We start from the raw sequence: 13,162 nt of genomic DNA, 5'->3' as shown, positions 1-13,162 counted from the left end.
CATGAAATTAACTCTTGGCTTTTCGCCCTGCCCCAATGATACTTTTATTTTTGATGCGCTGGTAAATAACAAAATTGATACCGAAGGACTGGAATTCGATATTGTACTGGAAGACGTGCAAACCCTTAACCAATGGGCTATTGAGGACAAACTGGATATTACAAAATTAAGCTATGGTGTTTTACCTTTAGTATTAGATAAATATATTGTACTTAACAGCGGCAGTGCATTGGGCAGAGGTGTAGGTCCCTTATTAATTAAAAATGAAAGATCAACAATTAAAAATATTGAGGATAATCTAATAGCAGTACCCGGCAAAAACACTACCGCACATTTGCTTTTTTCACTGGCTTTTCCTACTGCAACAAACAAAATATTTCTTCGATATGATGAGATAGAAAATTTTGTAAAAGATAATAAAGGACTAGGTGTGATCATCCATGAAAATCGATTTACTTATGCCGACAAAGGACTAGAAAAAATAATTGACCTTGGAGATTATTGGGAAAATGAAACCAGCAATCCTATTCCCCTTGGTGGTATTGTTATCAGCAGAAATATTGATATATCAATTCAGAAAAAGGTGGATGTTCTTATTAGGAAAAGTATAGAGTATGCATTTTCTAACTATCCAACCCTTACAGATTTTATCAGAAGACATTCGCAGGAAATGAGCGAGGATGTAATGCGTAAACATATCGATCTATACGTAAATAATTATTCGATCAGTTTGGGAGAAGATGGCAAAAAAGCGATCGAAAAATTGTTATCTGTTTACCAGCAAACAAATCAGATAAAAGGTAAATACATAAACATATTCCTGAACTAGCATCATTTTTTTAGCGCCATAGCATATACTTCCAAACAACGGTTTCTTGCCAATTCATGTTCTACTATAGGTTTTGGGTAATTGAATTCCTGGAATTCCGGCACCCATTTTTTTATATAGGTCAATTGTGGGTCAAATTTTTGTGTTTGCAAATAAGGATTAAAGATTCTGAAATAGGGAGCTGCATCACAACCACTACCTGCAGCCCATTGCCAGCCTCCATTATTTGCTGCCAGATCAAAATCCAATAGCTTTTGTGCAAAGTAGGCTTCACCTAAACGCCAGTCAAGTAATAAATGCTTAGTCAAGAAAGATGCCACTACCATGCGTACACGATTATGCATAAACCCTGTTGCATTCAATTCTCTCATCCCAGCATCAACGATCGGATAGCCTGTTTGTCCATTACACCATTTCTCAAACTCTCCTTGATCTCTTCGCCATTCTATAGTATCATATTCAGGTTTAAAAGCTTTTCCCATTCCTACTTGTGGAAAATGCCACAGGATCATATGATAGAAATCTCTCCAGATCAATTCATTTAAATACGTTTCACACAGCGCTCTTCCCTTTTCTGCTACTGCCCTGATACTTACAGTGCCGAAACGCAGGTGTAATCCTAATTTCGATGTGCTGTCTATGCCAGGAAAATCTCTTTGTTCTTTATATTTTTTTACAATTTCTTCATTCAATTGTTTAGAAGGAAAAAGCTGGCCAACCTCCTTAAACCCCATTGACTGTAATAATAAAATTTCTTGCACCGGCTGTTTATAAAAATTTGAAAAATATTTTTCGGTAGGATAAGCTTTCAAATGAAAATCTTTTAAAGTCGCTTTCCACTTTTTACTATAAGGGGTAAAAACTGTATACGGCTTACCATCATCTTTCAGCACCTCATCCTTTTCAAATATAACCTGATCCTTATAGGTATGTAAAGTGGCTCCATGTGCCTGCAACAAATCAGCAATTGCCTTCTCCCTTTCCAAAGCATAGGGTTCATAATCATGGTTGGCAAAGACCTTATTGATCTTGTATTTTGATAAAAGTGCCCGGTATACTTCGAGCGGTGCACCATAATACACTTCAATTGCAGAACCAATAGCCAAAAGCTCCTGCTGCAACTCAATGATAGCAGCATGTATAAATGCTACTCTCCTATCAGTTTTATCTTCCAGTTTATCCAGAATGTTTCTATCAAATATAAAAACAGGAACAACCGGATGGCTATCTTTTAAAGCATGGTATAGTGCTGCATTATCATTTAAACGCAGATCTCTCCTGAACCAGAAAATATTAACTGTGGGCATACCGGATATAAACAATCCATTTAGTAAATAGTTGAGCTAATATCAGAATAAATTTTTTGAGTAACCGTGTTCAAAAACTCTTTGTCGCCAATACGCTGCACCCATCTGATATTATAAATACTGTTGGTCAAAAAAACTTCATCCGCATTTTGTAGTTCATCGGTAGTTATCTCTTTTTCAATCACAGCATATCCTGCTGCTGCAACATTACGTAAGAATGTTCTCCGAAAAACACCCGCCACACACCCTTCTTTCAAAGAAGGTGTAAATATTCTATTTTCTTTTATGATGAATATATTGGCAATAGTTGTCTCACACACCCTTCCAAAAGTATTTAGTACGACCGCATCATTCCATTTTTCCTTCTTGGCATGAAGTGCCGCCATTATATAAGGCAAATAATTGTTATGTTTTAAATTGCTCAGAATATCACAACTTTTTTTTACGTCAGTATAAATTCCTAATACCAACCCATTACTATTCCATTGTCCGTTGCTTTCAGGCAATGCCCAGGTTTGTATAATATAATCAGGCTGATGACTGACCGCATCAAACAAACCACCATCTCCTCTATAAACAGTCAGTCGTACTCTGGCAGCATTCAGATGATTATTCTTTTTTGCAAGCGCAATTATTGCTTCAAGTACTTTATCGGGAGTAAAATGTTTGGGGACATCAAATTGCAACACTTTCATTCCGGCCCAAAGCCTGGCTAAATGATCATCTTCAGCAATGATCTTACCATTGATGATCTTCATGGTTTCGAACAAACCATCACCATAGCGCAAGCCTCTGTTCTCTGCGCCAACTATTAAAGTTCCTTCAGAATAAAATTTTCCGTTATGGTAAAAAAAAATGCTCATTGAATTATCAATGAGCAAATGTAAAATATTATATCTTGCTAATAGAGGGTTTTTGATATTTTACATTTCTTCGCCTATCAATTTATGTTTTACAGCGTACATAATTAAGCCTGCTGTATTTTTTGCGCCTGTCTTTACTTTTAATTTATCTCTCATCGCTTCTACTGTACGAGGACTAAGATCTACAGCCTCCGCAATCTCCTTCGTACTCTTTTCATCACACATCAACTTTAAAATGGTAATTTCTTTATCGGATAATTTTACATCTTCGTGGGCCATCTTTTGTGGCATCGCTACATTTTTTTGCTTAAGATTTACAAGCAAGGCTTTATTCGTTAGCGAATTAAAATAATACTCTTGTTCAAAAACAGTTTTAATGGCTTCATAAATTATTTCACTATCACTTGTTTTGCTTAAGTAGCTATTTGCTCCTAGTTCCATCAGCCTGGTGATCATACTATGGTCATCCAGCATCGTAAGCATAATTACTTTGATATGTGGCCAGTTCTTTTTGATCTCAGGCAAAGCGGTTATACCATCCATGATAGGCATTTGAATGTCCAGCAATATTACATCTGCTTCTATATTTTTAAGCAGATTCAATAAATGCATTCCATTGTCTGCCTCGGCAATAATTTTAATATCTTTCTTAGCACTCAAAGCTGTCTTAACTCCTGCTCTGTATAACACATGGTCATCGGCGATGATTACTCTTAGTGGTTCTATATTGGTTGACATAATCGTATTCTTTACAGTTTTAAAAAGTAAAATCACTTTTACTAGTGCAAGTTCAGAAGAATTTCTGAAGAAACTAATAGCATATTTACCTGTTCTTTTTTATGGGAAATCTACTATTAAAACGGTGAAAAACGTGTAAACTCTACTTGGAGGAGTATTGTAAAACTTCCTTATTCAATAAGTTTATTACGCATTCCATACATGATCAAACCTCCGATGGTCTTTGCATTTACCTTGTTTTTCATGGTTTGTCTTATGGTTTCAATTGTACGTGGACTTAAAAAAATGATTTTAGAGATCTCTTCAGTAGTTTTATCCTGAGCCAGCAGTTGAAGGATTTTTATTTCTTTTTCATTGAAATTGATCGCTTGTGTGGTTCCATAGTGTTGACGCACACTCTTTTTCTGCAGTAGTTTCCCCATAATCGCCTTATTCACCAGTTCGTTGAAGTAGAAATCGTCATTCATACAGGTTAGGATCGCTTCATAGATCTCTTCGGGGTCTGTAGTTTTGGTGAGGTAGGCATTGGCTCCCATTTCCATCATTTTACTGATCATTTGCTGATCATCATACATGGTAAGTACAATTATCTTAAGATTTTCATATTCCTTGCGAATTAATTCGATCGCATTGATCCCGTCAATTTCCGGCATCCTGATATCCATTAATAACACATCAGGTTTTTTAATTTCAATTTTGTGCATCATATCCTTTCCGTCTTCAGCTTCCCAGAGCATTTTGAGGTCATTTTTACCGGAAAGGGCCATTTTTATTCCATCTCTGAAAATTTTGTGATCGTCGGCAATTGCAATTTTAATTAATTGTTCGGTTGACATTGAATTTATAGGTTTTGGGTTTATACTCAAAAATACGATTTTTATATTGCTCTTGGAGATAAAACTATGATTAAAAATAAGCTTATTTCTATTTGAATAAGACTTTTGTTCACATTTACCGGACCTGCAATTTTGATAAAAGAATTGCCAGGCGCCAGCATAGTAAAAACACTATCGTATTTTTACTATGCTGATGTGAAACAGTAAAATTTTGAATGCAGGCTATAGTACAATACTAATGATTCATTGTAATTTTTACCTTTGGAATACAAATGCAGATTAAAAACCTATCTATTAATAACCACAAATTATTGATAATAAATACAATATGAAGTTTATTTAATAAAGAAAGGGGCTGCTTCAGATAAACAAATTGCTCATAAAACCGGTCTTTTATCTTCTATTCAGCACCACTAACTTTAAAAAAAATGTAATTTAGCTGACCAAAAAAGCCTTCGCTTCCAATTATTTACCCTCAGAGATGTACACAAATTATTAACTTATCGTATATTTACTAAGTAAAAAACTCCAAACTGAATAGTAAAATTACTATTTTTTGTTGTATTTTTACCTCAATAATGCTAGGGCTTTTACGAGTAAAATTTCCTAAAAGTACGACTAACAGTGAATTTTACCGTATTTGTAGGGTTGAAAATTAAAATTCACCCTTTGCCCAGGTTGCCGTTTCGGGGGAAGTTTACATCTGAAACTCTTCCTAAACCAAAAAAAAACTATTAACTATGGGACACGGTCTAGCTAAAGAACTAGTTGAAGTATCTTACTTAGCAAACGACTAATTAATATTTTTTGTATTTGAGGAACTGTTGTTTATTTTTACATTAAACAACTTATTATCCTTAAACTACTTGAAAATATTACTTACGTTTCTGAGGTCAGCCCTCTTATCATTTGTATCTTACTTTATAATAAGTTGAGAGCAAAGGATATGAGGGTATTTTTTTTGTATGCAAGTGCCCTGGCGCTTTTCTTGGTTTTATGCTTAACAGCACTACTTTACATAGATTCTTTCCTCTTATATGTAACATTATTTAGGGTCTTTATATTGATAGAATACAGTGCTATTTGCCTGTTTTTTAAGCTTAACATCAAATCGAAAAAGATTGGCAGGTTGTTGCTACTATCTATAATTCCCTTCTTTTTATTTAGCATTTACGATTATATACTGCCAGCAAATAATAAGCTTTCTTTCAGTTTTTACCCGCAGGTAATAGAATGTATCATCTTTATTTTCGTTATCATATACCTGTTTTACGAAAAAATGAACATTGATTTAAGCATTCCGATTTATCAATTACCTATCTTTTGGATATCAATTGCCTTCCTTATCTATTTCTCCGGAAACTTTTTTCTTTTCTTATATTCTAAAAACTCAATACAAAATAAAGAGTTTCGTACGTTATATCATATTATATATGGAAGTGTTACGATAATAAAAAACCTCTTCCTATGTATAGGAGTGTATTTAACAAAATTCATAAAACCAATTCCTAATTTACCCGATCAGACCGTTAACCTTGACCTAGACCATTTTAACCCAACGACAAACTGAAACAAAGTATGATTTTTTTACAAGCTACAACGAATGCTCCCGGTGTGAATTATGTGATGCTTTTAGGTACTGCTGTAATGCTTTGCTTGGTGTTGGGCATAGTCTTTTTTGTTATTCTGCATCAAAGAAAGGTGATCAGGTTCAATAACCAATTAAAAAAACTAGAGGATGATAAACAACAGATATTGTTAAATGCCTCAATAAAGTTCCAGGAAGAAGAACGCAATCGTATTGCTGCAGATCTGCATGATGATGTAGGGCCATTGTTAGCTACCGCCAGATTGTACTTAAATGAGAATCTTATCAATTTAGATCCTGCATCTCAATTACAATCTATTTTCAGTGCAAAACAAATTATTGACGACGCTATTCAGCTGATCCGTAACATCAGCCATAGTATGATGCCTCCCACTCTTAAAAATTTCGGATTAGAAAGTGCAATAGGTGATCTGTTTCAGAAAATTAATGGCAGTGGTACTATTAATGCCAGCAGCCGGTTTCATGACTACAGAACCAGGTTGAAGCTTGAACAGGAGTTGTTGATCTTCAGGATAGTGCAGGAATTGATCAACAATATCATTAAACACAGTAATGCCGGCTTTATACATCTTACACAAAATGCCAATGCAACACATACCTATCTCCGACTACATCATGACGGACAAGGTATTGTACAAACTGAGTTCGACAGACTGAACCAGTACTCTACGGGACTTGGATTGAAAAATATTGCCAGCAGAATTAAAGTGCTGAATGGCCGGATATTTTTCGAAATAGACCCAAGCCATACATACTATAAAGTAACTTTGGAAATTCCTAAGGAGTCTACCTTATAATGCCGTTCATCCCTTATTTATAAATTCGTTCGGCAAAAAAAATATTTTGCATAACTTTATGTGCATCTAATAGAATATGGAAACAATAAAAGTAGCAATAGCAGACGATCACAAACTGTTCAGGAAGGGTGTAATACTTTCTATGCGTTCCTATACCAATATCCAATTTGTAATGGAAGCCGAAAATGGCAATGAGCTTTTAGAGAAAATAACCGAAGCCGATCCCGACATTGTTTTATGTGATTTAAAAATGCCTGTAAAAGACGGTATTGAAGTTACCAAAAGCCTGGCCAAAACACATCCCCACATAAGAGTACTGATACTTACTATGTATGAAGATGAACATTTCATCGGGCACTTAATGGATTGTGGTGCAGCAGGATATTTATTAAAAAATACAGACTCTGCAGAGATAAAAAAAGCTATCATGGATGTTAAACGCACGGGCTATTATCTAAGCTCGTTTGTGAACAGGGTGTTGGTAAAGAAGAATTACAGCAAACAAAAATTCAATGCTAATCTCAGTTCAGAAGTGGTGATCAGTGAAAAAGAAAAAGAGGTAATTACCCTGGTATGTATGGAATTTACAGCAACTGAGATTGCTCAGAAAATGAATATAAGTGCCAGGACAGTTGAAGCAATAAAAGACAGATTAATGGAAAGATTCGGTGTAAAAAACTCCGTAGGCTTAGTGTTTTATGCGATGAAACATCAATTGATAGATTAGCTTTTAGTTCATGGTGTGATCTGGTAGTTAACCCTAAAAAACACCATGAACTAAAAACTAGAATAAACCAAATAGTTTAGAATCTATACTGCTAATGATCTTTCCCAGATCTTCTTCATTATCTGCAAATTTATTTACATCAGCATCTACTATCAGTAATTGTCCTTCTTTATAATTATCTATCCAGTTATTGTAGTAATCATTCAATTTTTTAAGATAATCCAAGCGGATATTTTCTTCATATTCTCTACCTCTTTTTTGTATCTGCGCTACCAAGGTAGGTACAGATGCTTTCAGGTAGATCAACAGATCCGGAGGCTGCACCATCGATTTTAACGTTTCGAAAAACTTATAATAATTATCAAAATCTCTTTTGCCCATCAACCCCATATCATGAAGGTTAGGAGCAAAAATATTTGCATCCTCATAAATCGTTCTGTCTTGTATAACGGTTTCGGTACCACGATGAATGTCGAGCAATTGATTCAGGCGGCTATTTAAAAAGAATATTTGCAGATTGAAACTCCATCTGGGCATATCCTCATAAAAATCATTCAGGTAAGGATTATGGTCAACATCTTCGAACTGCGGTATCCACTTATAATGCTTGCTCAACATTTCGGTCAAGGTAGTTTTACCTGCTCCGATATTTCCTGCTACTGCAATGTGCTTTGGTTTTTTTGCTTTTGCCATACCCTATTCCACCGACAGGTGGATATTTTTTAAATTATAATTAAAGATTGCTGAACCTGTCCCCGTAAAGAGATTGAAAGTAAGCAAACTTAGTTAATGTTACGAAATATAAAAAACTCTTGGTTAACCTTTATAGACAAGAACTAAAAATAGTTCAACCCCATTACCTCTCTCACCAACAGCATGGTCGCTTTTGCACTGATACGGGCTTTTTCTGCTCCTTGCTCCATTACCAGCCGCAAGTACTTTTCGTCGTTTAAAATGGCATTCACTTTGTTTCTGATAGGAGATATAAAATTGACCATATCTTCTGCTAATTGCTTCTTCATATCGCCATAACGAATGGCACAGCTATTATAATCCTGTTCAAACTTACCGATCACTTCTTCTGAGCTAACTAATCGCATCAGATCAAAAATGTTTTCGATATAGTCAGGCTTGGGCGTATTTGGCTCTGCCGGGCCTGCATCTGTTTTGGCTTTCATCACTTTTTTTCTGATCACATCATCTTCATCCGCCAAATATAAAGTAGCATTTTGATTCTCACTTTTACTCATTTTACCAGTTCCATCCAGACTAGGCACTTTCACCAGATTACTGCCATAATTGAATGCCAAAGGCTCGGGAAATACCTTCCCATAACGATGATTAAAACGATTGACATAATTTCTAGCCATTTCCAGGTGCTGTTCCTGATCTTTCCCTACGGGCACATATTTGGCTCTGTGAAGGATAATATCAGCTGCTTGTAATACCGGATAAGTCAATAACCCTGCATTTACGTTTTCTGGATTTTGCCGCACTTTATCTTTAAACGTGGTAGTTTTTTCCAACTCTCCTTTATAAGCCAGCATATTCAAATACAGATACAATTCTGATGTTTCATAGACATGACTCTGGCAATATAATGCTACCTTGTCCGGATCAAGACCACAGGCTATATTTTCTGCCAAAACCCTGTGTACATTGGCTTTCAGTTGCTTTGTATCTGGATGTGTAGTCAACGAATGCAGATCTGCTACCATAAAGTAGCAATCAAAATCTTCCTGCATACGTACATAATTACGTATTGCACCAAAGTAGTTACCCAAATGCAAAAAACCGGTGGGGCGTATCCCACTCATTACTATTTCTTTTTTCCCACTCATAATTGCGGCGAAGATAAAAAAGAGTTATGAGTTTTAGGCGATGAGTTTTTTATGACTTATATACATAATCAACCATTTATCCTATTTGTAACTGCTTCTGCCGTTAATCCATTAATTTTGTTTTATGGAAGTAAATGACACACTGGTAGATAAAGTTGCCCGTTTAGCAAGGCTACAGTACAACAGCGCTGAAAAAGAATCCATTAAAACTGATCTGAAGCGCATGATAGAATTTGTTGAAAAACTGAATGAGCTAGACACCACTGGCGTAGCTCCTCTTTTGCACATGAGCGACAATATCAATATTCTCAGAGAGGACGAGGTTAAAGGAAGTATTGAAAGAACCGAGGGATTAAAAAATGCCCCGGTGCATGATGAACAGTTTTTTAAAGTTCCAAAAGTGATAAAAAAATAGTTTAGGAGTTTAAGGTTTAGAAGTTTAAATCATAGCTAAATTCCTAAACCCTAAACTTTCTAAATCCCTAAACCAAGAATATGAGCGGCATTATTCATTTAGAAAATATCTGTAAAAGCTACTTTTTAGGAAAGCAGGAACTGCAAGTACTGAAGGGTATCAATATGGATATTATGAAGAACGAGTATGTAGCATTGATGGGACCAAGCGGCTCCGGCAAATCGACCCTGATGAATATTTTGGGTTGTCTCGATTCTCCCACTGGTGGCAAGTATATCTTGAATGGGCATGATGTAAGTAGTATGCATGATGATGATCTGGCAGAAATAAGAAATAAAGAAATCGGTTTTGTATTTCAGCAATTCAATTTGTTACCTAGATTAACTGCTGCGGAAAATGTGGCCTTACCCCTTATCTACAGTGGTATACCAAAAAAAGAGAGACAGGAAAGAGCCATGGAAGTACTGTTAAAAGTTAAGCTGGATGACAGAGCTTTACATAAGCCTAACGAATTAAGCGGTGGACAATGTCAACGTGTTGCAATTGCCAGAGCACTTATCAATAATCCTGCAATTATCTTGGCAGATGAACCTACCGGAAATCTTGATTCTAAAACATCTTATGAAATTATGGAAATACTTGAAAAGATCCATGATGATGGCAACACCGTAGTGTTGGTAACGCATGAAGAGGATATTTCGGGGTTTGCTCACAGAGTAATAAGACTGAGAGATGGTATCATTGAAAGTGATAAAATAAACAGCCACCCTACCCTAATCGCACAACCAGTTCCTTAGTTTCATATTTTCTAAACTAATCTGCATTTTTTTTGTTGCTTTGTAAAATATCCAGTCAATTTACAAAGTATGGCACTGAAAATATATACAAAAACCGGCGACCTTGGTAAGACAAGTTTGATCGGAGGCACTAAAGTATCCAAAAGTCATTTACGTATTGAAAGCTATGGCACCATAGACGAGCTCAATTCATATATTGGATTGGTTAGTGACTATATAATTGACGAGCACACTAAAACCATATTAAAAGAGATACAGGATCGTTTATTTACCGTAGGCTCATCATTAGCATGTGATCCTGATAAAGAGCCATCGATGAAGATACCTGATCTAAAAGAAACAGATATTGTTTTATTGGAAAATGAAATTGATAAAATGAATGAAGTATTGGCTCCGATGAAATTTTTTATTCTACCAGGAGGTCATATCGCTGTCTCTACTGCACATGTTGCCCGTTGCGTATGCAGGCGTGCCGAAAGGCTTTGTGTTAATATGCAGGAGCATGAATTGTTTGTAGATCCGTTAGTAATTAAATACATCAACCGCTTAAGTGATTATCTTTTTGTGTTGGCAAGATATATCGGGCATTTACTGAATGTACCTGAAGTAGCGTGGAAACCGAGAACTGATTAGTTCATTTGAGAATTTTCAAATCATCAAATTATTTTTCCATCTTTCATATGCAAAATCCTATCACTCATTTGAGCCAACTCTTCATTGTGTGTTACAATTAAAAAAGTTTGATCGAATTGTTTTCTCAGGTCAATAAAAAGATGATGCAATTCTTTTGCATTCTTACTATCTAAATTACCCGTGGGTTCATCCGCCATAATGATGGATGGATTATTTATTAAGGCACGGGCTACTGCCACACGTTGTTGTTCGCCTCCTGAAAGTTGTTGTGGTTTATTTTCAATTCTGTCGGCCAATCCTAAAGTTGTTAACAATTCGATAGCTCTTTGCTCCACCTCTTTTTTCTTTTTTCCGGCGATCCAACCAGGGATACAAACATTTTCGAGTGCAGAAAACTCAGGTAACAAGTGGTGAAATTGAAAGACGAAACCAATATGCCTGTTCCTAAAAGCCGCCAATTTCTTACCTGAGAGATTATCAGTACGTTGATTATTGAGCATAATTTGTCCTCTGTCCGGCTTATCCAAACTACCCAAAATGTGTAGCAGTGTGCTTTTGCCGGCACCTGAAGAGCCAACAATACTCACTACCTCTCCTTTGGCAATACTAATGTCAACTCCTTGTAAAACAGGCAATTTGCCATAATTTTTAAATATTCCTGTAGCAGATAGCATCGGGCTAAAAGTAATTAATTATTCGCTAATCTATCATTTATGCAACCAATATTTCTGTTTTAGCAACATATAAAAAATAAGTTGTTCAAAAAGACTTTTGGTAGATTCTGTCAAACTTATACATTTGCAAAAAATAAACCCTATTTACAATGTTTTGGACTTTAGAATTAGCCTCTCATTTAGAAGATGCCCCTTGGCCGGCAACAAAAGATGAATTGATAGATTTTTCTATTCGTAGTGGTGCTCCCATCGAAGTAATTGAAAATCTTCAGGAGTTAGAAGACGAGGGTGAGATATACGAAGGACTGGAAGATATCTGGCCCGATTACCCTAGTCAGGAAGACTTCTTTTTTAATGAAGATGAATATTAATACTTTGTAAAGTATAGAAAAACGTCAACCTCAAATAACTTAAAAGGCTATCACAAATATGCGATAGCCTTTTTTTATTTCATTGATCTTATGATCGGTTATTTTTTCTTCTGACTTTTTGGTGCAAACATTACCTGCATTCTTTTTCCTTCCATTTTAGGTAATCCTTCCAAAGCGCCTACATCCTTTAATCTATCGGCAAATTTCAATAAAAGTAATTCTCCTCTTTCTTTGAACATGATAGCACGTCCTTTAAATTGTACGTGAGCTTTTACTTTATTACCATCTTGTAAGAATTTTTCAGCATGCTTACATTTGAATTCGAAATCGTGATCATCCGTATTCGGTGTAAAGCGAACTTCTTTAACCTCACTGGTTTTTGATTTTGCTTTTATTTCTTTCTTCTTCTTTTTTTCGTCGTACAAAAATTTATTGTAATCAATAATCTTACACACCGGAGGAACAGCACCCGGAGAAATTTCTACCAGATCTAATTCCAACTCCTTTGCCATATTTAATGCATCAGGTGTAGGATAAACTCCCGGCTCTACATTATCGCCGACTAACCGTACCTCAGGTACTCTGATCATGTGATTGGTACGATGCTCTTGTTGTTGTTCTTTTTTAAAACGGGGGTTAAAAGTGCCCCTGGGTGGTCTTGGAGGAAATGCCATTAATTAATTTTAGTTAAAAATTTAAATTTTTGCAGATGCCATCGGTTATAG

At 35.7% G+C, this 13,162-nt stretch carries 15 protein-coding genes; 7 read left to right on the top strand and 8 right to left on the bottom strand.

What is annotated here, in order from left to right; translation table 11 throughout:
* Window position 1 precedes the first annotated feature (1 nt).
* Entirely contained in the window at window positions 2-829 is an 828-nt protein-coding gene (locus LK994_RS09880) for a 1,4-dihydroxy-6-naphthoate synthase (protein ID WP_229759917.1), read from the top strand.
* A gap of 2 nt (window positions 830-831) precedes the next feature.
* Here LK994_RS09880 and LK994_RS09875 read toward each other — a convergent pair whose 3' ends face one another.
* From LK994_RS09875 to LK994_RS09860, 4 genes are all read right to left on the bottom strand, one after another.
* The gene (locus LK994_RS09875; RefSeq protein WP_229759916.1) at window positions 832-2,136 is read right to left on the bottom strand and encodes a cryptochrome/photolyase family protein; all 1,305 of its coding nucleotides are present in this window, start codon (window positions 2,134-2,136) and stop codon (window positions 832-834) included.
* 20 nt (window positions 2,137-2,156) lie between these two features.
* Window positions 2,157-2,999, bottom strand: a complete 843-nt coding sequence (locus LK994_RS09870; protein WP_229759915.1) for an aminotransferase class IV — start codon at window positions 2,997-2,999, stop codon at window positions 2,157-2,159.
* A gap of 60 nt (window positions 3,000-3,059) precedes the next feature.
* Window positions 3,060-3,737: a response regulator transcription factor gene (locus LK994_RS09865; RefSeq protein WP_229759914.1), complete on the bottom strand. Its 678-nt coding sequence runs from the start codon at window positions 3,735-3,737 to the stop codon at window positions 3,060-3,062.
* Between the two features lie 170 nt (window positions 3,738-3,907).
* On the bottom strand, window positions 3,908-4,573 hold the full coding sequence (locus LK994_RS09860; protein ID WP_229759913.1) for a response regulator transcription factor: 666 nt from the start codon (window positions 4,571-4,573) through the stop codon (window positions 3,908-3,910).
* 1,578 nt (window positions 4,574-6,151) lie between these two features.
* Between LK994_RS09860 and LK994_RS09855 the strand changes: the two genes are divergently transcribed.
* Both LK994_RS09855 and LK994_RS09850 read left to right on the top strand, forming a co-directional pair.
* On the top strand, window positions 6,152-6,979 hold the full coding sequence (locus tag LK994_RS09855) for a sensor histidine kinase (RefSeq protein WP_229759912.1): 828 nt from the start codon (window positions 6,152-6,154) through the stop codon (window positions 6,977-6,979).
* A 76-nt stretch (window positions 6,980-7,055) separates the two neighbouring features.
* Complete coding sequence (locus tag LK994_RS09850) at window positions 7,056-7,706, top strand: response regulator transcription factor (RefSeq protein ID WP_229759911.1); 651 nt, start codon at window positions 7,056-7,058, stop codon at window positions 7,704-7,706.
* A gap of 57 nt (window positions 7,707-7,763) precedes the next feature.
* Here the strand turns inward: LK994_RS09850 and LK994_RS09845 are convergent, their stop codons facing one another.
* Entirely contained in the window at window positions 7,764-8,399 is a 636-nt protein-coding gene (locus tag LK994_RS09845; RefSeq protein ID WP_229759910.1) for a deoxynucleoside kinase, read from the bottom strand.
* A 143-nt stretch (window positions 8,400-8,542) separates the two neighbouring features.
* Complete coding sequence (trpS, locus tag LK994_RS09840) at window positions 8,543-9,547, bottom strand: tryptophan--tRNA ligase (protein ID WP_229759909.1); 1,005 nt, start codon at window positions 9,545-9,547, stop codon at window positions 8,543-8,545.
* Between the two features lie 124 nt (window positions 9,548-9,671).
* Between trpS and gatC the strand changes: the two genes are divergently transcribed.
* The 3 genes from gatC to LK994_RS09825 all read left to right on the top strand — a co-directional run bounded on the left by gatC (window position 9,672) and on the right by LK994_RS09825 (window position 11,392).
* A complete protein-coding gene (gene gatC, locus LK994_RS09835; RefSeq protein WP_229759908.1) occupies window positions 9,672-9,962 on the top strand; it encodes an Asp-tRNA(Asn)/Glu-tRNA(Gln) amidotransferase subunit GatC in 291 nt (96 codons plus the stop codon).
* A gap of 80 nt (window positions 9,963-10,042) precedes the next feature.
* The gene (locus tag LK994_RS09830; RefSeq protein ID WP_317206733.1) at window positions 10,043-10,759 is read left to right on the top strand and encodes an ABC transporter ATP-binding protein; all 717 of its coding nucleotides are present in this window, start codon (window positions 10,043-10,045) and stop codon (window positions 10,757-10,759) included.
* 69 nt (window positions 10,760-10,828) lie between these two features.
* On the top strand, window positions 10,829-11,392 hold the full coding sequence (locus LK994_RS09825) for a cob(I)yrinic acid a,c-diamide adenosyltransferase (RefSeq protein ID WP_229759907.1): 564 nt from the start codon (window positions 10,829-10,831) through the stop codon (window positions 11,390-11,392).
* 23 nt (window positions 11,393-11,415) lie between these two features.
* Here the strand turns inward: LK994_RS09825 and LK994_RS09820 are convergent, their stop codons facing one another.
* Window positions 11,416-12,066 (bottom strand): ABC transporter ATP-binding protein, encoded by a 651-nt coding sequence (locus LK994_RS09820; RefSeq protein ID WP_229759906.1) that lies wholly within the window; start codon window positions 12,064-12,066, stop codon window positions 11,416-11,418.
* A gap of 149 nt (window positions 12,067-12,215) precedes the next feature.
* Between LK994_RS09820 and LK994_RS09815 the strand changes: the two genes are divergently transcribed.
* A complete protein-coding gene (locus tag LK994_RS09815; protein ID WP_229759905.1) occupies window positions 12,216-12,437 on the top strand; it encodes a DUF2795 domain-containing protein in 222 nt (73 codons plus the stop codon).
* A 98-nt stretch (window positions 12,438-12,535) separates the two neighbouring features.
* Here LK994_RS09815 and infC read toward each other — a convergent pair whose 3' ends face one another.
* Window positions 12,536-13,111 (bottom strand): translation initiation factor IF-3, encoded by a 576-nt coding sequence (gene infC, locus LK994_RS09810; protein ID WP_229759904.1) that lies wholly within the window; start codon window positions 13,109-13,111, stop codon window positions 12,536-12,538.
* Window positions 13,112-13,162: the final 51 nt, after the last annotated feature.

It is taken from the genome of Ferruginibacter lapsinanis, assembly GCF_020783315.1.
GTDB classification, from domain to species: domain Bacteria; phylum Bacteroidota; class Bacteroidia; order Chitinophagales; family Chitinophagaceae; genus Ferruginibacter; species Ferruginibacter lapsinanis.
Note: the sequence above shows the minus strand (reverse complement) of the source record. Positions and strands in the feature narration are given on the sequence as shown.

Excerpts from the sequence above, each read along its gene's own strand:
- LK994_RS09860 (WP_229759913.1), bottom strand. The coding sequence starts at position 4,573 with ATGTCAACCGAACAATTAATTAAAATTGCAATTGCCGACGATCACAAA.
- LK994_RS09875 (WP_229759916.1), bottom strand. The coding sequence starts at position 2,136 with ATGCCCACAGTTAATATTTTCTGGTTCAGGAGAGATCTGCGTTTAAAT.
- trpS (WP_229759909.1), bottom strand. The coding sequence starts at position 9,547 with ATGAGTGGGAAAAAAGAAATAGTAATGAGTGGGATACGCCCCACCGGT.
- LK994_RS09830 (WP_317206733.1), top strand. The coding sequence starts at position 10,043 with ATGAGCGGCATTATTCATTTAGAAAATATCTGTAAAAGCTACTTTTTA.
- LK994_RS09845 (WP_229759910.1), bottom strand. The coding sequence starts at position 8,399 with ATGGCAAAAGCAAAAAAACCAAAGCACATTGCAGTAGCAGGAAATATC.
- LK994_RS09825 (WP_229759907.1), top strand. The coding sequence starts at position 10,829 with ATGGCACTGAAAATATATACAAAAACCGGCGACCTTGGTAAGACAAGT.
- LK994_RS09855 (WP_229759912.1), top strand. The coding sequence starts at position 6,152 with ATGATTTTTTTACAAGCTACAACGAATGCTCCCGGTGTGAATTATGTG.
- LK994_RS09820 (WP_229759906.1), bottom strand. The coding sequence starts at position 12,066 with ATGCTATCTGCTACAGGAATATTTAAAAATTATGGCAAATTGCCTGTT.
- LK994_RS09815 (WP_229759905.1), top strand. The coding sequence starts at position 12,216 with ATGTTTTGGACTTTAGAATTAGCCTCTCATTTAGAAGATGCCCCTTGG.
- LK994_RS09850 (WP_229759911.1), top strand. The coding sequence starts at position 7,056 with ATGGAAACAATAAAAGTAGCAATAGCAGACGATCACAAACTGTTCAGG.
- gatC (WP_229759908.1), top strand. The coding sequence starts at position 9,672 with ATGGAAGTAAATGACACACTGGTAGATAAAGTTGCCCGTTTAGCAAGG.
- infC (WP_229759904.1), bottom strand. The coding sequence starts at position 13,111 with ATGGCATTTCCTCCAAGACCACCCAGGGGCACTTTTAACCCCCGTTTT.
- LK994_RS09880 (WP_229759917.1), top strand. The coding sequence starts at position 2 with ATGAAATTAACTCTTGGCTTTTCGCCCTGCCCCAATGATACTTTTATT.
- LK994_RS09865 (WP_229759914.1), bottom strand. The coding sequence starts at position 3,737 with ATGTCAACCAATATAGAACCACTAAGAGTAATCATCGCCGATGACCAT.
- LK994_RS09870 (WP_229759915.1), bottom strand. The coding sequence starts at position 2,999 with ATGAGCATTTTTTTTTACCATAACGGAAAATTTTATTCTGAAGGAACT.